This is a genomic window from Bacillus sp. FDAARGOS_235, from assembly GCF_002073415.2.
Classification (GTDB): Bacteria; Bacillota; Bacilli; order Bacillales; family Bacillaceae_G; genus Bacillus_A; species Bacillus_A toyonensis.
Window position 1 is genome coordinate 4123686 of record NZ_CP020437.2, and the last position, 22025, is coordinate 4145710.

The following is a 22025-nucleotide window of genomic DNA, read 5'->3' on the forward strand; positions in this document are numbered from 1 at the left end:
ATCGTTTCATTTCTTCACAAATTACAATCCCCTAATTGTTATACTATTTCAAAAAATAAGAAATAAAAAAGAAAATGTTTCGTTTTTCCAAAAAACGTACATTGTGATAAGATATGGAACTTGAAGTTAATCTTTTTATTATTTTTCAGCCTTGTAACCCGTGTGTGAAACGATAAATTGTGTTATTATCATTGTATTATAAGGTTGGAAAATCAATGAAAACTGTAAGAGTAAGTGAATTGACGGCTTATAAATTATAATAATATAACAAAGCATAAGGAAAGACTTGAAGCATAAAGGAGAGTTACAATGAAACGTAGGACGGCTAGAGAAAGAGCTATGCAAGCATTATACCAAATGGATATTACAGGTGAATTAGAACCGAAGGTAGCGGTGGAAAATACGCTAGATGAAGGTGAAGAAACAAATGAGTTTTTAGAATCACTTGTTGTAGGATTTGTAGACAATAAAGAAGAGATTGACGCAGCAATTCGTCAAAACTTAAAAAAGTGGAAGCTTGAGCGTATTAGTATTGTTGATCGCAGTATTTTACGTGTAGCTGTGTATGAAATGAAGTACATGGAAGAAATTCCACACAACGTAACAATTAACGAGGCAATTGAAATTGCTAAAACATTTGGGGATGAGGAATCTCGTCGTTTTATTAACGGCGTTTTATCTAATATAAAAGATACACTGTAATTTCTTTAAGGGGGAATCTTAAAATGGTAGCAGTAATCATCAAAGGAAATGAAGTTGCGGAGAAAAAACGAGCACAATTAACAGAAGAAGTTGTGAAGTTGAAAGAACAAGGGATTGTACCAGGATTAGCAGTGATTTTAGTGGGAGAAGATCCAGCATCTCGTTCTTACGTAAAAGGAAAAGAAAAAGGCTGTGAACAAGTAGGAATTTATTCTGAGCTAATTGAACTTCCTGAAACGATTACTGAGGAACGTTTGCTTGCTGAAATCGATCGCTTAAATGGCGATGACCGCATTAATGGCATATTAGTGCAATTACCTTTACCAAAACATATTGAAGAAAAAGCTATCATTGAAAGAATTTCACCAGAAAAGGATGTAGATGGATTTCACCCAATCAGCGTGGGACGTATGATGACGGGACAAGATACATTCCTTCCATGTACACCGCATGGTATTGTAGAATTAGTAAAAGAAACGAATCTTGATATTTCGGGAAAACATGTTGTAATAATTGGAAGAAGTAATATTGTCGGCAAACCAGTGGGGCAATTGTTCTTAAATGAAAATGCAACTGTCACATATTGTCATTCTAAGACGCAAAATATTAAAGAATTATCGAAGTTAGCTGATATTTTAATCGTAGCTGTTGGACGACCTAAAATGGTAACAGCTGATTATATGAAAGAAGGCGCGGTTGTAATTGACGTTGGTGTGAATCGATTAGAAACAGGCAAGCTTTGTGGTGATGTTGACTTTGACAACGTGTTAGACGTTGCGGGTTACATTACGCCTGTGCCAAAGGGTGTTGGTCCAATGACGATTACAATGCTTCTTCATAATACTGTTGAATCTGCCAAACGCGCAGGTGTCGTTTGTAAATAATTTGAGTCGGCTATGAGGAGAGAGAAATGGAGAAACAATATTTAACCGTTACAGCATTAACACGCTATATAAAAACAAAAATAGAATATGACCCGCATTTACAGTCTGTTTGGTTAAAAGGTGAAATTTCCAACTTTAAAAATCATAGTCGTGGTCACATGTATTTTACATTGAAAGACGAAAATGCCAGAATCGCAGCGGTTATGTTTGCGGGTCATAATCGTAATATTAAATTCAGACCTGAAAATGGGATGAAGGTACTTGTAAAAGGGAAAATCTCTGTTTACGAGGCGAGTGGTTCTTATCAAATATATATTCAAGACATGCAACCTGACGGAGTCGGAAATTTGCATTTGGCTTACGAACAATTAAAAGTTCGTTTAGAGGAAGAAGGATTGTTTTCTCAAGTTTATAAAAAAATAATCCCTCCTTATGCTAAAACAATAGGGGTAATTACGTCGCCAACAGGAGCTGCGATTCGTGATATCATAACAACGATTAAACGTCGTTATCCAATTGGGAATGTTATTGTATTTCCAGTACTTGTACAGGGGGAGTCAGCAGCTCCCTCGATTGTACAAGCGATTCGTACAGCGAATGAAATGGGAGATATAGATGTATTAATTGTTGGGCGCGGGGGAGGTTCTATTGAGGAATTATGGGCTTTCAATGAGGAAGTGGTTGCAAGAGCAATCTTTAAGAGCGAAATTCCTATTATTTCAGCAGTAGGGCATGAAACAGATTTTACAATCGCAGATTTTGTTGCCGATTTACGTGCACCAACACCGACTGCAGCAGCTGAACTAGCAGCACCGAACGTTATAGAGTTACAAGAAAAGGTATTACAAAGAACTCTAAGATTGCAAAGAGCAATGAGAGAGTTAGTACATAAAAAAGAAGAAAAATTACAAGTATTGCAAAAATCTTATGCATTCCGTTATCCAAGACAAGTATATGAACAAAAGGAAGAGCAATTAGATAGAGCGTTAGAACAGCTTGTTTTAGCGAAAGAGCGCTACATTGATAAAAAGGTGAATCAGTTAAAACAGCTTTCATTTTATTTAGAGAAGCACCACCCATCTCAAAAAATTATACAAACAAAGGTAGCGATTGAAACGTTGCAAAAGCAATTACAACGTGAAATGCAAACTTTACTTCAAACGAAAGAATTTGCCTTTGTAAGAGCTGCTCAAAAACTTGAAGCATTAAGTCCGCTTAAAGTAATGATGAGAGGGTACGGGCTTGTATATGATGAAGAGAAGCAAGTGTTAAAAAGTGTGAAAGATATCAGCCTTGGAGATGCTGTTTCAGTGCAATTACAAGATGGAATACTAGATTGTAGCGTATCAGGCATAGAGGAGCGTGAATTGAATAATGGAAAATAAAGTGAGTTTTGAAGAGGCAATTTCGCAACTTGAGCATCTCGTATCTAAGCTAGAGCAAGGTGATGTACCTTTAGAAGAAGCGATTTCTTATTTTAAAGAGGGTATGGAATTATCTAAGCTTTGCGATGAGAAGTTGAAGAACGTACAAGAACAAATGGCAGTTATTCTTGGAGAAGATGGAGAGCTTGAACCGTTTACTGCTTTAGGAGATGAAGCATAGTGACAATCGCTTTTGATACTTTTTTGAAAGAAAGTAAAACTTTCGTAGAAGAGAAGCTTGTAAGCTATGCAAATGAATTACAATGTCCAAATGTACTTCGTGAAGCGATGGCATATTCTTTGGAAGCGGGTGGAAAACGTCTCCGCCCGTTACTTTTATTTGCAACATTACAAGCGTTTGGGAAAGAAAGAAATCTTGGAGTAGGTGCAGCTTGTGCTCTTGAAATGATACATACATACTCGTTAGTTCATGATGATTTACCTTGTATGGATGATGATGATTTAAGAAGAGGAAAGCCCACGAATCATAAAGTATTTGGTGAAGCAATGGCAGTTTTAGCAGGAGATGGTTTGTTGACGTATGCTTTTCAAATTGTTATGGCATATGAGCAAAAAGAAATCTCTGCTGAAAAAAAAGTAAGACTTGTACTTGAGCTTGCAAAAGCAGCTGGGCCGGAAGGAATGGTTGGCGGACAAGTGGCGGATATGGAAGCTGAAGGGAAACAACTTACGATTGATGAGTTAGAGTATATTCATAAGCATAAGACCGGGAAACTACTTGAATTCGCTGTACTTGCAGGAGCGATACTTTCTAATGCTACAAAAGAGCAGGAAGAAAAGTTACTTGAGTTTGCAAAAAATATTGGCCTAGCTTTCCAAATTCGAGATGATATTTTAGATGTAGAAGGAACCGAAGAAGAGATTGGAAAACCGATTGGTAGTGATGTTTCCAACGAAAAGAGCACATATACGACGTTATTTACTGTAGATAGAGCAAAGAATATTTTAGAAGAAACAATTGCAAAAGCAAAAGATGCGATTAGCTCCTTGCAATTACAAGATGAATATTTACTATCTATTTGCGATTTGATTGCAAAACGTAATAACTAATATAACAGCGTTTTCATTTGTTGAGTCATTCATCATTTTATGATATAAATGTAGGAAAAGGTTTTTCTTTTCTTGTTATTGGCAAAAATATATGTAGATTACATTGCCGTTATCACTTCGTGTTAGCGGCTATTTTTTTCAACGCATAAAGAAATATGGTTTATAATAGGATTAGGGCACAATAGACTGGTTGATAGCAGGGTAAGATAAAGGATAGAAAAGAAAATTTCTTGTGTTGTGTAAATGTTTTTTATAATATTTGACATGTTGACAGATTATGAAATGAAAGTGAGTGATCCATGTGGATCTAACGCAAATTCAAAACCCTAGTTTTTTGAAAGATATGTCTATCAGTGAACTAGAGGGATTGAGTGAGGATATTCGTAAATTTTTAATTGAAGAGCTCTCTCAAACAGGTGGACATATTGCACCTAACTTAGGTGTAGTAGAACTCACAATTGCTCTGCATAAATTATTTGATAGTCCGAAAGATAAATTTTTATGGGATGTAGGACATCAATCCTATGTACATAAAATTTTAACAGGACGTGCGAAGGAATTCGGTACATTAAGGCAATATCAAGGTCTATGTGGTTTTCCAAAACGTTGTGAGAGTGAGCACGATGTATGGGAAACAGGTCATAGCTCGACATCACTATCTGCTGCAATGGGAATGGCTTTAGCACGTGATTTAAAGAAAACGAAAGAATATGTTATACCAATCATTGGAGATGGTGCTTTAACAGGTGGAATGGCCTTAGAGGCATTGAACCATATTGGGCATGAAAAGACAGACATGATTGTTATTTTGAATGACAATGAAATGTCAATTGCACCAAACGTTGGTGCGCTTCATAATGTACTTGGTCGTTTACGTACCGCAGGAAAATACCATTGGGTAAAAGATGAACTAGAGTATATATTGAAAAAAATCCCAGCAGTCGGTGGGAAAGTGGCTGCAACAGCAGAGAAAATAAAAGATAGTCTTAAATATTTACTAGTATCAGGCGTCTTTTTCGAAGAGTTAGGCTTTACATATTTAGGTCCAGTCGATGGGCACGATTATGAAAAGTTATTCGAAACGTTGCAATATGCAAAGAAAACAAAAGGTCCAGTACTTGTTCATGTGATTACGAAAAAAGGAAAAGGTTATAAACCAGCTGAGAGTGACGTAATTGGAACTTGGCATGGAACAGGCCCGTATAAAATTGAGTCAGGTGACTTCGTTAAACCGAAGGAAGTTGCACCAGCATGGAGTGCTGTTGTTAGTGAAACAGTACTTAAGTTGGCGAGAGAAGATGAGCGTATTGTTGCAATTACGCCTGCAATGCCTGTTGGATCGAAACTTGAGAAATTCCAAAAGGAATTCCCGAATCGTATGATCGATGTAGGTATTGCAGAACAGCATGCTACAACAATGGCAGCAGGTATGGCAACGCAAGGGATGAAACCATTCTTAGCAATTTATTCAACGTTTTTACAAAGAGCATATGACCAAGTTGTTCATGATATATGTCGTCAAAATTTAAATGTTTTCATCGGAATAGATCGCTCTGGATTAGTAGGAGCAGACGGTGAAACACATCAAGGTGTATTTGATATCTCGTTTTTACGTCATTTACCGAATATGGTAATAATGATGCCAAAAGATGAAAATGAAGGGCAACATTTAGTGTATACGGCGATGCAATATGAAGATGGACCAATCGCTTTACGTTATGCACGTGGTAATGGTCTTGGCGTTCATATGGACGAAGAATTAAAGGCAATTCCAATCGGCACATGGGAAACGTTAAAAGAAGGTACGCAGGCAGCTATTTTAACATTTGGTACGACAATTCCAATGGCAATGGAAGCAGCAGAGCGTCTTGAAAAGGCTGGAGTTTCAGTGAAAGTAGTGAACGCTCGCTTTATTAAACCAATGGATGAAGCGTATTTACATGATCTCTTAGGAAAAAATATACCGATTTTAACGATTGAAGAAGCTTGTTTAATCGGTGGTTTTGGAACTGGAGTAGTTGAATTTGCATCTGAGAACGGATACCATAGTGCATTAATTGAAAGAATGGGTATTCCAGATCGTTTCATAGAGCACGGTAGTGTAACAAAATTATTAGAAGAAATTGGTTTAACGACAGATGCTGTTGTAGACCGTATTCATACAATGATTCCATCAAAACAAAAAAGGGCGTAACAAATGAGTGCAAAAAAAGAAAGAGTAGATGTACTATTAGTAGAGCGAGGGCTTATAGAAACACGTGAGAAAGCGAAACGTGCTATTATGGCTGGACTCGTATATGCGAATGAGATGAGACTCGATAAGCCAGGAGAGAAGATCCCACAAGATACAGAGATTACGGTAAAGGGACAAGTTATGCCGTATGTAAGCCGTGGTGGTTATAAACTTGAAAAGGCACTGGAGACATTTCATCTAGATTTACAAGATAAAGTTATGATAGATATTGGTTCATCAACTGGTGGCTTTACAGATTGTGCGCTTCAAAATGGAGCGAAACTATCTTATGCATTAGATGTAGGATATAATCAATTGGCGTGGAAATTGCGTCAAGATGAGCGTGTTGTCGTAATGGAACGTACAAATTTCCGTTACGTGACACCAGCAGACTTAGAGCGTGGTTTACCACAATTTGCTAGTATAGATGTTTCATTTATATCATTAAAACTAATACTGCCAGTTTTAAAAACAATGCTTATGCTTAACGGTGATGTAGCAGCGTTAATTAAACCGCAGTTTGAAGCTGGAAGAGAGCAAGTTGGGAAAAAAGGCATTGTTCGTGATAGAAAAGTGCATGAAGCTGTCGTAGAAATGATTGTCGATTTTGCTTTAAAAGAAGGCTATGATGTAGAAGGTTTAACATTCTCACCGATTACGGGTGGAGACGGTAATATTGAATTCTTAATTCATTTAAAATGGCATGGTGAACGTGATGAGAGTGGCAAAAATCATTCTCCAATTTCTATTGAGCAAGTTGTTACAGAAGCGCATGACGTTCTAAAACAAAAAGGAAAAGGGGAATAACATATGTTGTTCCTCTTTTTGCTGTAATTGTATAATGATTGTAAAAACAATTGTGTACAAGTAACGAATTATAAGTTAACATAAATAAGTGAAGTATACCAATGTTTAAACTATGGTAAGAGATAGTGTGAGGTGCAAATGTATGAATAAAGGTCAGCGCCATATTAAAATCAGGGAAATTATTGCGAACAAAGAAATCGAAACACAAGATGAATTAGTTGATATTTTACGTAATGAGGGATTTAATGTAACGCAAGCAACAGTATCGCGCGATATTAAAGAACTGCACTTAGTGAAGGTGCCATTACATGATGGTCGCTATAAATATAGCTTGCCAGCAGATCAACGGTTTAACCCGTTACAAAAATTAAAACGAAATCTAGTGGATTCATTTGTAAAATTAGACACGGCAGGACATATGCTTGTGCTAAAAACATTGCCTGGTAACGCTCATTCACTTGGAGCACTTATTGATCATTTAGAGTGGGATGAGATCATCGGAACCATCTGTGGTGATGATACTTGCTTAATTATTTGCCGTACACCTGAGGATACAGGTGTTGTCTCTGATCGTTTCTTAAATATGTTGTAACAAAAAAATCTTGTTTGCTTTCCTCTGTAAAGTGGAAAGTGAACAGGATTTTTTTAGCGGTTAAAAATGTGAATTTTTAATTGTAATATAATATTTTGTTTGAATAAAATTAGAAAATAGGTGGATTGACCCGTAAAACGAATGTTTGGTACAATGGAGCGGGTTAGAAGAGTACATACAAACATATAGTATGACTATTTGAATAAAGAACTGAGAAAAGCCCTTAGTAGGGGATTAGTTTATAACGAGGTGAATGGGGCATTGTTATCGGAATTATCGATTAGAAACTTTGCTATTATTGAGGCATTAAATATTTCTTTTCAAAAAGGTTTAACAGTTTTAAGTGGTGAAACAGGAGCTGGAAAATCGATTATTATTGATGCGATTAGTTTACTTGTAGGTGGCCGTGGTTCAGCGGAATTTGTTCGATACGGAACAGAAAAAGCTGAGATAGAAGGGTTATTTTATGTGGAAGACGACAAGCATCCATGTATTGAAAAGGCAGAAGAGTTAGATATAGAAATAGAAGACGGCATGATTATTTTGAAGCGTGATATTGCTGCAAACGGAAAAAGTGTATGTCGTGTAAATGGGAAACTTGTCACCCTTAGTATATTAAAAGAGATTGGCAAAACGCTTGTTGATATTCATGGACAGCACGAAACGCAAGACTTAATGAATGAAGAGCGACATCTGTTTATGCTCGATCATTTTGATGGGGAGCGTATTGTTAAACAGTTGGATATATATCAAACTGTTTACGCTGACTATGAGAAATTAAAAAAACAATTGAAATCGTTAAGTGAAAATGAACAACAAATGGCACATCGCTTAGATTTAATTCAATTTCAGCATGAAGAAATCCGTAAGGCTGATTTAAAGAAGGATGAAGAAAATGAATTAACTGAGGAACGATTGCAAATTTCTAATTTTGAAAAGATTTATAAAGCGTTAGGTGATGCATATCGTTCGTTAAGTGCTGACGGACAAGGATTAGATAATGTAAGAAGTGCAATGGGACAAATGGAGAGTATTACACATTTAGATGAAGTATATCAAGAAAATCATGATTCAATTGCAAATAGCTATTACTTATTAGAAGAAGTTGCGTATCAACTTAGAGAAAATCTCGATATGATGGAATATGATCCGAATCGTCTAGATGAAATTGAAACACGTTTAAATGAAATTCGTATGCTAAAGAGAAAATATGGAAATAATGTAGAAGAGATTTTAGCGTATGCTGATAAAATTGAGCAAGAAATTTTTACGATTGAAAATAAAGACGTTCATATTGAAACGACGAAGAAGCAGTTAAAGGAATTAGAAAGTGTTATTCTGAAAGAAGCAACGTTGTTAAGTAATATGCGTCATGAACTTGCAGAGCATCTTACAAATGCTATTCATCAAGAATTAAAAGAACTATATATGGAAAAAACGAAATTTGAAGTGAGAATCATGAAGAGAGAAGGAAATGCAGAAGAACCTCTTGTGGAAGGCGCACCGGTGCGCCTTACGGCGGACGGCTATGATCACGTGGAGTTTTATATTTCAACGAATCCCGGTGAACCGTTAAAACCACTTTCAAAGGTCGCTTCAGGTGGAGAGTTATCTCGTATTATTTTAGCTTTAAAAAGTATTTTTTCTAAACATCAAGGTATTGCATCTGTTATTTTTGATGAAGTGGATACTGGTGTGAGTGGTCGAGTTGCACAGGCTATTGCGGAAAAAATTTATCGTGTATCAGTAAACTCACAAGTGCTTTGTATTACGCACTTACCTCAAGTAGCTTCAATGGCGGATTCGCATTTATTTATTCGAAAACAGGTAGCGAATGATCGGACAATTACATCAGTTACCGTTTTAACTATGGAGGATAAAGTAACAGAAATAGCTCGAATGATTTCTGGTGTGGAAATTACAGATTTAACGACAGAACATGCGAAAGAGTTACTTACGCAAGCGCATCATTTTAAACAGACAGCAGAGGCTATCCAGTAATGGATAGCTTTTTTTCTCAAATGAAGATTTCTTAATTCTTCCGGTTATAAATAAAGCACTGCAAGGAGAGATTAAAAAGTGAAGCCAAGAGGCTGAATGTGGGGTAGGAGCGAGGAGAGTGAACAAATTGAAATTAGAAAGATTTCGAAAAATAATAGGTCTTTGTCTCCTTGTTTCTTTAGTTTTTATTGGATGTTTTAAGCCGCTTCGGACGTTTATTTCATCCCCGAAGCAACTTGTTGTTTTTGAAGGACAACAATCAGAAATAGCTTCATTACCAGTTTTTAAAGCTTCATCTACAAATAGCCATGTATTTACAGTGAGTTCGAATGAACAAAAACAAGGACTTATGGTAAATTCTCATCAAAATGGTGAAGCGGACATGGTGTTCCAAATCGCTGGTTTTCCAGTAAAAAAAGTAAATGTGAAAGTATTAAAAGATTTTAAAGTTATTCCAGGTGGACAATCAATTGGTGTGAAATTAAACACAAAAGGTGTACTTGTTGTAGGCCATCATTTAATTCAAACTGAAAAAGGTAAAATATCTCCTGGTGAAACAGCTGGTGTGCAAATTGGAGATATGATTACTGAAATTAATGGTAAAACAATTGAAAGAATGAGTGATGTCGCACCATTTATTCATAGTAGTGGTGAAACAGGTGAACCACTTAACCTTGTTTTGTTAAGAGATGGAAAATACATTCGCACGAAATTAACACCACAAAAAGACAGTGGGGAATCGTCTTATCGTATTGGCTTATATATACGTGATTCGGCAGCTGGAATCGGAACAATGACATTTGTTCATCCAGATTCTATGAAATACGGAGCACTGGGTCATGTCATTTCTGATAATGATACGAAAAAGCCGATTCAAGTTGAAGATGGACAAATTATGCGTTCGACAGTTACATCGATTGAAAGAGGTAGTCATGGGAATCCAGGAGAGAAGTTAGCAAGGTTCTCACCAGATCGTGAAGTGATTGGCAATATTACAATAAATAGTCCGTATGGTATTTTTGGAAAATTAAATACAAATATGACAAACGGCGTAATGGATAAAGCAATGCCTATCGCATTATCTCATCAAGTAAAAGAAGGACCGGCAAAAATATTAACAGTTATTGATCAAGATAAAGTAGAAGCATTTGATATTGAAGTTGTTAGTACGGTACCGCAAAAATTTCCAGCTACAAAAGGTATGGTAATAAAAGTAACAGATAAGCGTTTATTAGCAAAAACAGGTGGTATCGTACAAGGGATGAGTGGAAGTCCAATTGTACAAAACGGGAAAGTAATCGGAGCCGTTACACATGTATTTGTCAATGATCCAACATCAGGGTACGGTGTTCATATTGAATGGATGTTACATGAGGCTGGAATTAATATTTATGATCAAGAAAAAAAAGCGAGCTAATTTATTCATTAGCTCGCTTTTCTATTGAAAAATTCGTTGAAATTTTGTAAAAGCTCCGCAAGAGATGTTTTTTGTTGTAAAATATAAGCAAAGGGTTGAACGTTTCGTTGTATTTCTATGATGGAATGTGTTGCGAAAGGGAATAAATGAACGATAAACATATTTTTTTGTGATTTTATCGGAAAGTAACAAACTTTAAAAGGGAATTTTCACACAATTGTCGAACAATTCATGTAGCCTAGAAGGATACACATGTCGGAGAATCGATTCGGTAAGGGAGGAAAAGCTGTGGAGAAAATTAAAGTATGTCTTGTGGATGATAATAAAGAATTAGTATCAATGCTAGAGAGTTATGTAGCTGCTCAAGATGATATGGAAGTAATCGGTACTGCTTATAATGGTCAAGAGTGTTTAAACTTATTAACAGATAAGCAGCCTGATGTACTCGTTTTAGACATTATTATGCCACATTTAGATGGTTTAGCTGTACTAGAGAAAATGCGACATATTGAAAGGTTAAGACAGCCTAGCGTAATTATGTTAACAGCATTTGGACAAGAAGATGTGACGAAAAAAGCAGTTGACCTAGGTGCTTCATATTTCATATTAAAACCATTTGATATGGAGAATTTAACTAGTCATATTCGTCAAGTGAGTGGCAAGGCAAATGCTACTATTAAACGTCCATTACCATCTTTCCGATCAGCAACAACAATAGATGGAAAACCGAAAAACTTAGATGCAAGTATTACGAGTATTATTCATGAAATTGGTGTACCTGCTCATATTAAAGGATACATGTACTTACGAGAAGCGATTTCTATGGTGTACAATGATATCGAATTACTAGGGTCTATTACGAAAGTATTATATCCAGATATTGCAAAGAAATATAATACAACAGCGAGCCGTGTCGAGCGTGCAATCCGTCACGCGATTGAAGTAGCGTGGAGCCGTGGAAATATTGATTCTATTTCGTCCTTATTTGGTTATACAGTATCCATGTCAAAAGCAAAACCTACGAATTCTGAGTTTATCGCAATGGTTGCGGATAAGTTGAGACTTGAACATAAGGCTAGCTGAGAGTATAAATAGCAAAGCTGACGATGAAATCTAGAAACAATACTAATTTTAAAAAAATAAAAGTTTCATTCAAAGGCAAATGAATTTTATGATTCATTTGCCTTTTTATTTTGTAGAGAAGTAAAATTTTTTTGTAAATTAAAGGCTCATTCAACTCCCTAGGATATAAAGTCTATATTTAGAAGGATTACTTATAAGGGCACGGTCTTTTATATAATATTTTGCGAGAGGTTTTAATAAATACAGATGGGGGGACGAGAGCGGAAAAATAAAATATTAACTTGGCTAGGGATAGTAGTGGTTATAGGGGCTTGTGGTGGTGGCGACCTTTTGGATATTAAAACTTGCAGATTATCCAGTAGATAAACAAGCAAGTGCTGAAATAGATAAAAAGGAGAATCGCTGGTAGTAGGTAGAGGGGGATCTATATGTTACTGGAAATTCTACTGAAAGCGAAGCAACTACAGCGATGCAAAACAAGTGTAATAAAGTGAAACTATAAGTAGTGGAGGTATCCATCCCTCGCCTCTTATTAGTGCGAACGACGTCCTAATAAGAGGCCAATTGAATTTTTTATTGCTGAAAGAAGCTAATATTTAAATTAATAAATAAAATATTATGTTGAAAGATCAGATTAACAATTGACAGTTTAAGGTAGATGATGTAAAATTTTGTTGATTTTTATATTGTGAAAGCTATAGTAAATAAAGAGGTATATTTACTATAAGCTTTCGTATTTCTAGATTCTTTTCTTAAAAATATGACAAAATAGGTTGTAATTTACACTTAAAAAGAGCTGGAAGGATAATGCTAGTTGCATGTTTGTCTGGCAAAAAACGATGACGTAATGGCATGCATATAAAGGAGATAAAAAATGCAGACAAAGTGGTTAAAATGGGAAGTTATAGCAGTTGTTGTTGCGGCAATAGTAATGATTGGTTTATTACTTATTAAGCCTATTGTTGGTCTCGCTGACAATGGTGACTTTGAACGTATTATGATTCAAATTGGATTGGCTTATCCAGATCCAAATGAAGCGAGGGTAGATAAATACTTTTCATTTATCCATCATTTATATGCTTATGTGAATCCAGCTGCAGGTGATTATGTTTCTTCGCAGTTGTTTCTCATGGTTCCAGCTTTATGGATTGGTAAAATATTACCAGGACCTTGGTTTGATATACGAGTTCTAGCGGTCGAATATATTATGATTTTTCTTCTAGCACTATATCTAATTGTCAAACTGAATAAAACGAATAATAAAATCGTGAATGGTTTTCTTGTAACGTTAACAATTGTTGTTTTTGCAGATATTGGATACATACTATATTTTAATTCTATGTATGGTGAAGCTGTAACGTATGTGTTTCTATTTTTAACAATTGCATTAGGAATACAACTTGCGCGTCAGAAACATCCGTCTATTTGGTTAGTTATTTTGTTTTATATATCAGCAATAATGCTAGCTTGTTCTAAAACGCAGTATACACCAGCAGGATTTATAGCAGCATTACTTACTATTAGACTATGGTTTATACGCAAGGATAAAGTATGGAGAAGTGTAATTGTATCAATGACGGCATTACTTTTAATTTTATCTTTCATTTGTTATAAAAGCTCACCTGCCTGGATTGATAAAATTAATATATATCAAACAGTATTTTATGGGGTTCTTAAAGATTCTCCAAACCCAGAACAAGATTTACGTGATCTTGGAGTTGATCCAGAACTTGCTGTAAATGCAGGAACTCATTTTTGGTCTAATGCAGCGATACCACAGGAAGACCCGAGATTGCACAAAGAATTATATAATAAAATAAAATTTCCTGATATCGCCAAATTTTATTTGACGCATCCACAAAGATTTTGGAGTAAACTAGAGGCAACAGCTGAATATGCTTGGACTATCCGACCGTCCGTTGATGGGGTTGCTTTTCTTGGTAATTATGAGAAAAAAGATAATCCAGTTCCCGCTACTCAAGTGGAGACATTTTCTTTATGGAGTCATGTGAAAGAGCAATATCATCCAAATGGATTCATATGGATTGTTCTTTTATACGTTTTATATGGACTAGGAATTTTGCTAGAATACAGAAGAGCTAAGACGCATAGTGAGCGGCTTATTCCTGACATATTTACAGCGGTAGCTATAATTGGCATGATTTCTTATGTGGTCCCATTTGTTGGAAGTGGAGAAGGGGATTTCGCTAAACATTTATTTTTATTTACAGTTTGCTTAGACGTAATGTTAGTAAGTGGGATTTGGTGGTTAGCGAAAGGTAGATTACAATAAAAGCTTAATTAATAGAGGATAATAGTCAGTGGAGATAGATAAAAAAAGCTGACTAAAATTCCACTGTATTTTATGATTATTTACGATACTAATCTTCATCGTTATGTAAGAAAAACTATTTGAAATACGAAACGAACTAGATTATTATTATTTAAGAGTCTATAATGGTGTATATTGGAAAGATTTTAGGAGGATGGACATGGAATTTTTGAGCGGAAAAGTAGTTACCGTGTTATTAGCATTGTTTTTTATCATTACAGTATATGTTAATATTAATACGGTATACTATGTAATCATTTCCTTTTTTGGATTTGGTAAAGCGAAACGTGATTATGAAATAATTGAAGATAAGACAAAGTTTTTAATATTAGTTGCAGCACATAATGAAGAGAAAGTAATTGGTTCAACTATTGATAATTTAAGAAAAATTCAATACCGAGATGATTTGTATGATATTTATGTTGTAAATGATAATAGTACGGATAGAACAGGTGCTATTTGTGAAGAAAAGGGAATGAAATATGTTAATACAAGTGAACAGCTATTTCCTCGTGAAGGCGTAGGGAAACCAGCAGGTTTACAATATGCGTTACGTCATTTAGGATTTGATAAACTGACTGAAAAATATGACTGTTTAATGATTTTAGATGCTGATAATCATGTCGATTCGAATGTTTTACAAGAGTTAAATTCACAGTACATTGCTAAAGATAAGCCAGAAGCGATTCAAATTTATTTAGATTCAAAAAACTCAGCGACTAATTTATCGCTTGGTTATGCTATGAGCTATTACTTAACAAATCGTTTCTTCCAGCTGGCAAAATATCGTCTGGGATTACCGAATGCTATTGGTGGAACTGGGTTCATTGTTAAAATGGAGTACTTAATGAAACATGGTGGTTTCCGTTTTGATTCGCTAACAGAGGATTTAGAATTAGAGATGGAAATTGTTAAAGATAATGGAAGAGTATTATGGAATCACTTTGTTCGAGTATACGATGAAAAACCAGATAACTTTAAAATTAGTATTAAACAACGTACGCGTTGGTCTCAAGGGCATTGGTATGTTGCATTTACAAACTTTAAACCTATGGTAAAAAAACTGTTTACTGAAAAAGGGAAAATAAGAATTATTGACCAGTTGTTTTATCTATTCGGAATGACTCGTGCAGTTCAAATGACAATAACCTTGATAGGTATTTTAATTGCTTTAGGATATGTTGTTGCGACGCAATCATATCAAGATATCCCTGCAATAGGGAAACGTTTAGTTGCGATGATTTTAGGTGCGAGTATTCTTTCTTTAATATTATTCCTGTATCAATTTGTTGTTTGTATGTATTATGCAGTTAAGGTAGATACAAATAGAAAGTATAAACTTATCCAAATGAGTTTTTCTATCTTTTATTACGCATATACGTTTGTTTATGCTCAAATTGTTGGTCTAATTAAATGGAAGCAACAACATACATGGGTGAAAACAGAGCATAATAAGACAACGATAAATCATAAAGTGGATAAATGATAAAGGTTTAATATATTTCCAATAGAGAAATGAAAGAGCGGTGCCATGAGGCAACGCTCTTTCATTTTTTTGTTCAAAGAATGCTTGTAAGAAAGCGATTAGTTGTGGGATCAGTAGGAGAATAAGACAAGATAACTTATCTGGTGGAAGTTTCGCTGTATGGAAGATGTACTTGTGATAGTATATGTAGTAAGGATAAATTAAAAAGTCCTGCAAAACAGGACCATATTATTCTTCGTCTTTATTTTGTTTTTCTAATTCAACTAGCTTTTGAATTAAAATGTGTTGTGGCATATGCATGAGCTGTTCGAGCGGCACACCTAATGCTTTTGATAAGCGAACTGCAGTGTCTGGAGAAATTTGTAATGGTCTCATAGAAGTACCTCCTTTTTCGTATAGTATAGCATAAGATTGGGGGAGTGAGGATGACTCTTATATTTGCACATCGTGGTGCAGCGGGAACGTATCCGGAAAATACAATGGTTTCATTTGAAGCGGCGGAGGCTTTTAGAGCGGACGGAATTGAGCTTGATGTTCAACTAACGAAAGATGGAAAGGTTGTCGTCATTCATGATGAAACAGTGGATCGGACAACAAATGGAAAAGGTGCGGTTCGAAATTATTTATATGAGGATTTATGTAAGTTGGATGCGAGTTATAAATTCGGTGATAAAGTAGGTTTTTGTAAAATACCTCTTCTAGAAGAAGTATTAGAATGGCTCGCCAAAACGAAATTGCTACTCAATATTGAATTTAAAAATAATAAAATCCCATACAGAGGTTTAGAAGAAGAGGTTATAACACTTGTACGTAAGTTTAGTCTAGAAGATCGTGTTGTATTTTCTTCGTTTAATCACTACAGTATGAAAAAATGTCATATGATGGCTCCGGATATTCAAACAGCTATTTTATATCGTGAAGGTTTGCATAGTCCGTGGGCATATGCAAAAAAAATGGGCGCAACAGCAGTACATCCTAATTATCGTTACCTTCAAGATGCCATAGCTATACTAACAATGGAAAGTGGTGTAGAGGTTCGCCCCTATACAATAAATGAAGAAACTCTTATGCGTAAATATTTTGATATGAATATTTCGGCGATTATTACCGATTATCCTGAAACAGCAAGAACTTTATTGCCGATAAAAAAATGAGACCTAATATAAAGGTCTCATTTTTTATTTATCAAGCTCTTTGTTGTAGGACTCATCATCAGTTAGAAATGGACAAAACCCTAGTGATTAAAGTTTTATTTTATCTTCTAAAGCGAGCTTGAACTTTATTGCGTTTACGGTCTCGGTGTAAGACGAAGCCACCAAAGATGTAAAACCCGAGTGCGAAGCAGAGAGCGCCAATAAAAAACTGTAACCATAGTATAGAAATTGGGGGGAATAAAATCCCAAACACAGTATCTCTCATTAACTTAATGCCGAATACAGCTAATGAAATAGGGATGAGTGCTAATAGTAGAGCAAGGTAACGCTGCATACATAACGCTCCTTTTCAGATTATTTAGTATATTCCAATGATGTTATATGAGAAGGGGGTTTGTCAAGAGGGGGCTAAGCGAGTAAGATAAAGGTGTGAAAAATTTTGCAGAGATACTTCGAGAGGAAGTGTAATGTATGAAACAAAAGGTTTTAATTGTTGGTGCAGGTGAAGGTGGAAGTACACTGCTGAATCTGTTACAAAGTTCGAATATATTTCAAATTATAGGAGTTATTGATATAAATCCGACTGCGCAAGGATTACAAATTGCTAAGGAAAATGGGATTGTGATTGGAGAGAGTGTAACTCCGTTTCTTTCTATGCATATCGATGTCATATTTGATATGACAGGTGACGATGGTTTACATAAAGTTTTACTAGAGAAAAAGCATAAAGATACTCTTCTCATTCCAGGTGATATTGCGAAAATTGTTACAAAATTAGCGCATGAGAAGGAAGGTTTAATTGGACAGTTAGAGGAACAGACGCAACAAGGAGAATTAATTTTAAATTCTACACATGACGGTATGATTGTAATTGATAAAGAGGGACAAGTCCGTCTTTTTAATAAAAGTGCAGAGCGTATTATCGGATATAAAAAAGAAGACGCGATAGGGAAATATATTTTGGAAGTTATTCCAACTAGTAAGCTGCTTCGCATTATACGTACGAAACAAATAGAAGTAAATTATGAACTGACGTTAGAAAATGAAAAGAAAATTATTACAACACGTATTCCAATATTAAAAGAAGGAGGAGAGGTTCAAGGGGCATTTGCGATTTTTAAAGATATTACAGAAGTTGTAGATTTAGCGGAAGAAGTTACAGATTTAAAAGAAATTCAAACGTTACTCGAGGCAATTATCAACTCATCTGAAGAAGCAATTTCGGTTGTCGATGAGAAAGGAAGAGGATTAGTTATAAACCCTGCTTATACGAAGTTAACGGGTTTAACAGAAGAAGATATTCTTGGACAACCGGCTACAACTGATATTGTAGAAGGTGAAAGTATGCATATGAAAGTACTTCGAACGCGTAGGGCGGTACGCGGAATACATATGAAGATTGGGCAAAAGAAGCGCGATGTAATTGTAAACGTAGCACCCGTTATTGTTGATGGGATATTAAAAGGAAGCGTCGGTGTAATTCGTGACGTATCAGAAATTCAAAAGTTAACAAATGAGTTGAATAGAGCGAGACAGATTATTCGTACATTAGAAGCAAAATATTCATTTGATGATATTGTCGGAAATTCAGATGAAACAACTGCAGCTATCGAGCAGGCGAAACTTGGGGCGAATACACCGGCAACAGTATTGTTACGCGGAGAATCTGGGACGGGTAAAGAATTATTTGCACATGCGATCCATAATGGAAGTAATCGAAAATATAATAAGTTCGTCCGTGTAAACTGTGCGGCGATTTCGGAGACGTTGTTAGAAAGTGAATTATTCGGTTATGAGGAGGGTGCGTTTTCTGGAGCGAAAAGAGGGGGGAAACGCGGATTCTTTGAGGAAGCGAATAACGGTAGTATCTTTTTAGATGAAATAGGTGAGTTGTCTGCAAATACGCAAGCGAAACTCCTTCGCGTGTTGCAAGAAAAAGAAATTGTAAAAGTTGGTGGAACGAAAGCGATACCTATTAATGTTCGGGTAATTGCAGCGACACATGTGAATTTAGAAAAGGCTATTCTAGAAGGAGAGTTTAGAGAGGATTTATATTATCGATTAAATAAAATTCCAATTCAAATTCCGTCTCTTCGTCAGCGAAAAGGAGATATACCGGCAATTGCTGAACGATTGATACAAAAAATAAACCAAGATTATGGTCGGAATGTAGAGGGGCTCACTGATTCGGCTATTTCCTATCTACAATCATATGAATGGCCAGGGAATGTAAGGGAACTTGAAAATATTTTAGGACGAGCGATTATCTTTATGAATTATAACGAGATATATATTGATGTACAGCATTTACCCCCTTTGCATAAAGAAGAGCAGGCGGAGTTAGCTCAAAATAACTTATTACCTGAATTAGAAGAAAAGCCACTTGAACATTTAGTGACAGAGTTTGAAGGGAATATTATTCGTGGATATCTAGAGAAATTTGATGGGAATAAAACGAAAACTGCAAAAGCATTAGGAATTTCAGTTCGAAATCTATATTACAAGCTAGAAAAGTGTGAGTGTGCAAAAAATAGCATGCAATAAATTGCGTACCGTGCAATTTATTGCATGGTATATAAAAAGCGACAAATTAAGACAGAATGTTTCGTTATTTTGCAAAGTATTGATTTTACTGCATTTTGAATGCGTTTTCATTATTGGTAAGACCACTTTAAAAAGTTGGCACGGTATTTGCTTTATAAATAAACGAGGGACGATGGAAAGGGTTGATTACAAAATATGAAGTTAGAACACTTAATTGATCAAGCAGCAGGACAGCCTAAAAAAACTGTAGCTGTAGCAGTAGCTGAAGATCATGAAGTAATTGAAGCTGTAGCGAAAGCGATTAAATTACAGCTAGCTCAATTTCGTCTATATGGAAATCAAGAAAAAATAATGGGGATGCTACAAGAACATGGTTTACAAACTTCAGACCACATTGAAGTGATTGCAGCAGCGTCAAGTGCTGAGGCTGCAGAGCTTTCTGTTAAATCTGTGAGAAACGGTGAAGCAGATGTGCTTATGAAGGGCAACATCCCAACAGCGAATATTTTAAAGGCTGTGTTAAATAAAGAGTGGGGGTTACGTAAAGGTAGCGTGCTTTCACATGTAGCAGCATTTGAAGTTCCAAATTACGATCGTCTTATTTTCGTTACAGATGCAGCGATGAACATCGCACCTGATGTAACACAAAAAACTGCTATTATACAAAATACTGTAGAAGTTGCCCGGGCAATAGGAATCGAGTTGCCAAAAGTGGCACCAATCGCAGCAGTAGAGGTTGTGAATCCAGCGATGCAGGCGACAATTGATGCAGCGATGTTAACACAAATGAATCGCCGCGGACAAATTAAAAATTGTATCGTTGATGGACCACTTGCTTTAGATAATGCAGTATCACAAATCGCAGCAGAGCATAAAGGCATAGTAAGTGATGTAGCAGGTAAGGCAGACATTTTACTCGTCCCAACGATTGAAGCTGGAAATGTGCTCTATAAATCACTCGTTTACTTTGCAGATGCAAAAGTAGGAGCGATGATTGCTGGCGCAAAAGCACCGATAGTTTTAACATCTCGTGCTGATTCAGCAGAAACAAAAGTATATTCATTAGCATTGGCAGTTACGACTGCTTCAAAATAAACCAAAAAGGGTAAAACATTAGGGGGAAACGACAATGACATTAGAAATCTTCGAATACTTAGAAAAATATGATTATGAGCAAGTAGTATTTTGTCAAGATAAAGAATCAGGTTTAAAAGCAATTATTGCAATTCATGATACAACACTTGGACCGGCTCTTGGTGGAACAAGAATGTGGACATATGATTCTGAAGAAGCGGCGATTGAAGATGCATTGCGTCTTGCAAAAGGGATGACATACAAAAACGCAGCAGCTGGTTTAAACCTAGGTGGAGCGAAAACAGTAATTATCGGTGACCCACGTAAAGATAAGAGTGAAGCGATGTTCCGTGCATTAGGACGCTATATTCAAGGATTAAACGGACGTTACATTACAGCTGAAGATGTTGGTACTACAGTAGATGATATGGATATTATCCATGAAGAAACTGACTTTGTAACAGGTATTTCACCTTCATTCGGTTCTTCTGGAAACCCATCTCCAGTAACTGCATATGGTGTATACCGTGGTATGAAAGCAGCTGCGAAAGAAGCGTTCGGTACAGATAATCTAGAAGGAAAAGTAATTTCTGTTCAAGGTGTTGGTAACGTAGCATATCATCTATGCAAACATTTACACGCTGAAGGAGCAAAATTAATTGTTACAGATATTAATAAAGAAGCTGTACAACGTGCAGTAGAAGAATTCGGTGCAACAGCAGTTGAGCCAAATGAAATTTACGGTGTTGAATGTGATATTTACGCACCATGTGCATTAGGCGCAACAGTTAATGATGAAACTATTCCACAACTTAAAGCAAAAGTAATCGCGGGTTCTGCAAATAACCAATTAAAAGAAGATCGTCACGGCGACATCATTCATGAAATGGGTATTGTATACGCACCAGACTATGTAATTAATGCAGGTGGCGTAATTAACGTAGCAGACGAATTATATGGATATAATAGAGAACGTGCGCTAAAACGTGTTGAGTCAATTTATGACACAATTGCAAAAGTAATCGAAATTTCAAAACGCGATGGCATAGCAACTTATGTAGCAGCAGATCGTTTAGCTGAAGAGCGCATTGCAAGCTTGAAAAACTCTCGTAGCACATACTTACGCAACGGTCACGACATTATTAGCCGTCGCTAATCATTCATATATAACTTTTACAAAAGGTGTGGTTACCTCTTATGAGGTTTCCACGTCCTTTTGAA

General features: G+C 35.9%; 19 protein-coding genes and 1 pseudogene. 18 read left to right on the forward strand and 2 right to left on the reverse strand.

Translation table 11 applies throughout. The features are described from left to right. Window positions 1-309 precede the first annotated feature (309 nt). From nusB to A6J74_RS23645, 14 genes and pseudogenes are all read left to right on the forward strand, one after another. Entirely contained in the window at window positions 310-702 is a 393-nt protein-coding gene (gene nusB, locus A6J74_RS23580) for a N utilization substance protein NusB (protein ID WP_000830246.1), read from the forward strand. A 23-nt stretch (window positions 703-725) separates the two neighbouring features. Then, on the forward strand, window positions 726-1586 hold the full coding sequence (gene folD / locus A6J74_RS23585) for a bifunctional methylenetetrahydrofolate dehydrogenase/methenyltetrahydrofolate cyclohydrolase FolD (RefSeq protein WP_000226729.1): 861 nt from the start codon (window positions 726-728) through the stop codon (window positions 1584-1586). A 26-nt stretch (window positions 1587-1612) separates the two neighbouring features. After that, window positions 1613-2971 (forward strand): exodeoxyribonuclease VII large subunit, encoded by a 1359-nt coding sequence (gene xseA, locus A6J74_RS23590; RefSeq protein ID WP_000415263.1) that lies wholly within the window; start codon window positions 1613-1615, stop codon window positions 2969-2971. Then, window positions 2961-3191, forward strand: coding sequence for an exodeoxyribonuclease VII small subunit (gene xseB, locus A6J74_RS23595; protein WP_000428977.1), 231 nt, complete (start codon window positions 2961-2963; stop codon window positions 3189-3191). Before xseA ends, xseB begins: the two co-directional genes overlap by 11 nt. After that, complete coding sequence (gene ispA / locus A6J74_RS23600; protein ID WP_000150368.1) at window positions 3191-4081, forward strand: (2E,6E)-farnesyl diphosphate synthase; 891 nt, start codon at window positions 3191-3193, stop codon at window positions 4079-4081. Before xseB ends, ispA begins: the two co-directional genes overlap by 1 nt. Window positions 4082-4382: 301 nt before the next feature. Continuing rightward, window positions 4383-6275, forward strand: a complete 1893-nt coding sequence (dxs, locus tag A6J74_RS23605) for a 1-deoxy-D-xylulose-5-phosphate synthase (protein ID WP_000366442.1) — start codon at window positions 4383-4385, stop codon at window positions 6273-6275. A 3-nt stretch (window positions 6276-6278) separates the two neighbouring features. Further along, window positions 6279-7121 carry a TlyA family RNA methyltransferase gene (locus A6J74_RS23610; protein WP_001274740.1) on the forward strand — a complete coding sequence of 281 codons (843 nt, stop codon included), beginning with the start codon at window positions 6279-6281 and terminating at the stop codon, window positions 7119-7121. A gap of 142 nt (window positions 7122-7263) precedes the next feature. After that, complete coding sequence (gene argR, locus A6J74_RS23615) at window positions 7264-7713, forward strand: arginine repressor ArgR (protein WP_001032581.1); 450 nt, start codon at window positions 7264-7266, stop codon at window positions 7711-7713. Window positions 7714-7974: 261 nt separating this feature from the next. After that, on the forward strand, window positions 7975-9714 hold the full coding sequence (gene recN, locus A6J74_RS23620) for a DNA repair protein RecN (protein ID WP_000947738.1): 1740 nt from the start codon (window positions 7975-7977) through the stop codon (window positions 9712-9714). Window positions 9715-9832: 118 nt separating this feature from the next. Next, window positions 9833-11131: a SpoIVB peptidase gene (gene spoIVB / locus A6J74_RS23625; protein ID WP_002048975.1), complete on the forward strand. Its 1299-nt coding sequence runs from the start codon at window positions 9833-9835 to the stop codon at window positions 11129-11131. A 288-nt stretch (window positions 11132-11419) separates the two neighbouring features. Continuing rightward, the gene (spo0A, locus tag A6J74_RS23635) at window positions 11420-12214 is read left to right on the forward strand and encodes a sporulation transcription factor Spo0A (RefSeq protein WP_000411416.1); all 795 of its coding nucleotides are present in this window, start codon (window positions 11420-11422) and stop codon (window positions 12212-12214) included. A 246-nt stretch (window positions 12215-12460) separates the two neighbouring features. Then, a pseudogene (locus A6J74_RS30745) lies at window positions 12461-12686 on the forward strand (hypothetical protein); the annotation flags it as partial. Between the two features lie 402 nt (window positions 12687-13088). Further along, window positions 13089-14507: a glycan biosynthesis hexose transferase WsfD gene (gene wsfD / locus A6J74_RS23640; RefSeq protein ID WP_001193753.1), complete on the forward strand. Its 1419-nt coding sequence runs from the start codon at window positions 13089-13091 to the stop codon at window positions 14505-14507. 199 nt (window positions 14508-14706) lie between these two features. After that, window positions 14707-16032, forward strand: coding sequence for a glycosyltransferase family 2 protein (locus A6J74_RS23645; RefSeq protein WP_000395075.1), 1326 nt, complete (start codon window positions 14707-14709; stop codon window positions 16030-16032). Window positions 16033-16260: 228 nt separating this feature from the next. Here the strand turns inward: A6J74_RS23645 and A6J74_RS23650 are convergent, their stop codons facing one another. After that, on the reverse strand, window positions 16261-16407 hold the full coding sequence (locus tag A6J74_RS23650) for a YycC family protein (protein ID WP_001247671.1): 147 nt from the start codon (window positions 16405-16407) through the stop codon (window positions 16261-16263). Between the two features lie 50 nt (window positions 16408-16457). Here A6J74_RS23650 and A6J74_RS23655 point away from each other — a divergent pair, with 50 nt between their 5' ends. Beyond that, a complete protein-coding gene (locus tag A6J74_RS23655; RefSeq protein ID WP_000172598.1) occupies window positions 16458-17186 on the forward strand; it encodes a glycerophosphodiester phosphodiesterase in 729 nt (242 codons plus the stop codon). 100 nt (window positions 17187-17286) lie between these two features. On the opposite strand, the gene A6J74_RS23660 is transcribed toward A6J74_RS23655, so the two are convergent. Next, window positions 17287-17520: a DUF2627 domain-containing protein gene (locus A6J74_RS23660; protein WP_001190186.1), complete on the reverse strand. Its 234-nt coding sequence runs from the start codon at window positions 17518-17520 to the stop codon at window positions 17287-17289. A 137-nt stretch (window positions 17521-17657) separates the two neighbouring features. On the opposite strand from A6J74_RS23660, the gene A6J74_RS23665 reads away from it, so the two are divergent. The 3 genes from A6J74_RS23665 to A6J74_RS23680 all read left to right on the forward strand — a co-directional run bounded on the left by A6J74_RS23665 (window position 17658) and on the right by A6J74_RS23680 (window position 21960). Beyond that, window positions 17658-19730, forward strand: a complete 2073-nt coding sequence (locus A6J74_RS23665; RefSeq protein ID WP_000811003.1) for a sigma-54 interaction domain-containing protein — start codon at window positions 17658-17660, stop codon at window positions 19728-19730. Between the two features lie 195 nt (window positions 19731-19925). Further along, window positions 19926-20825: a phosphate butyryltransferase gene (gene yqiS / locus A6J74_RS23675; RefSeq protein ID WP_000763063.1), complete on the forward strand. Its 900-nt coding sequence runs from the start codon at window positions 19926-19928 to the stop codon at window positions 20823-20825. Window positions 20826-20859: 34 nt separating this feature from the next. Continuing rightward, window positions 20860-21960 carry a leucine dehydrogenase gene (locus tag A6J74_RS23680; RefSeq protein WP_000171363.1) on the forward strand — a complete coding sequence of 367 codons (1101 nt, stop codon included), beginning with the start codon at window positions 20860-20862 and terminating at the stop codon, window positions 21958-21960. Window positions 21961-22025: the final 65 nt, after the last annotated feature.

Bases quoted from the DNA above. Each gene is read 5' to 3' on its own strand.
- xseB (WP_000428977.1), top strand. From the start codon at position 2,961: ATGGAAAATAAAGTGAGTTTTGAAGAGGCAATTTCGCAACTTGAGCAT.
- A6J74_RS23680 (WP_000171363.1), top strand. From the start codon at position 20,860: ATGACATTAGAAATCTTCGAATACTTAGAAAAATATGATTATGAGCAA.
- argR (WP_001032581.1), top strand. From the start codon at position 7,264: ATGAATAAAGGTCAGCGCCATATTAAAATCAGGGAAATTATTGCGAAC.
- A6J74_RS23645 (WP_000395075.1), top strand. From the start codon at position 14,707: ATGGAATTTTTGAGCGGAAAAGTAGTTACCGTGTTATTAGCATTGTTT.
- A6J74_RS23655 (WP_000172598.1), top strand. From the start codon at position 16,458: ATGACTCTTATATTTGCACATCGTGGTGCAGCGGGAACGTATCCGGAA.
- wsfD (WP_001193753.1), top strand. From the start codon at position 13,089: ATGCAGACAAAGTGGTTAAAATGGGAAGTTATAGCAGTTGTTGTTGCG.
- yqiS (WP_000763063.1), top strand. From the start codon at position 19,926: ATGAAGTTAGAACACTTAATTGATCAAGCAGCAGGACAGCCTAAAAAA.
- A6J74_RS23665 (WP_000811003.1), top strand. From the start codon at position 17,658: ATGAAACAAAAGGTTTTAATTGTTGGTGCAGGTGAAGGTGGAAGTACA.
- A6J74_RS23650 (WP_001247671.1), bottom strand. From the start codon at position 16,407: ATGAGACCATTACAAATTTCTCCAGACACTGCAGTTCGCTTATCAAAA.
- nusB (WP_000830246.1), top strand. From the start codon at position 310: ATGAAACGTAGGACGGCTAGAGAAAGAGCTATGCAAGCATTATACCAA.
- folD (WP_000226729.1), top strand. From the start codon at position 726: ATGGTAGCAGTAATCATCAAAGGAAATGAAGTTGCGGAGAAAAAACGA.
- xseA (WP_000415263.1), top strand. From the start codon at position 1,613: ATGGAGAAACAATATTTAACCGTTACAGCATTAACACGCTATATAAAA.
- A6J74_RS23660 (WP_001190186.1), bottom strand. From the start codon at position 17,520: ATGCAGCGTTACCTTGCTCTACTATTAGCACTCATCCCTATTTCATTA.
- A6J74_RS23610 (WP_001274740.1), top strand. From the start codon at position 6,279: ATGAGTGCAAAAAAAGAAAGAGTAGATGTACTATTAGTAGAGCGAGGG.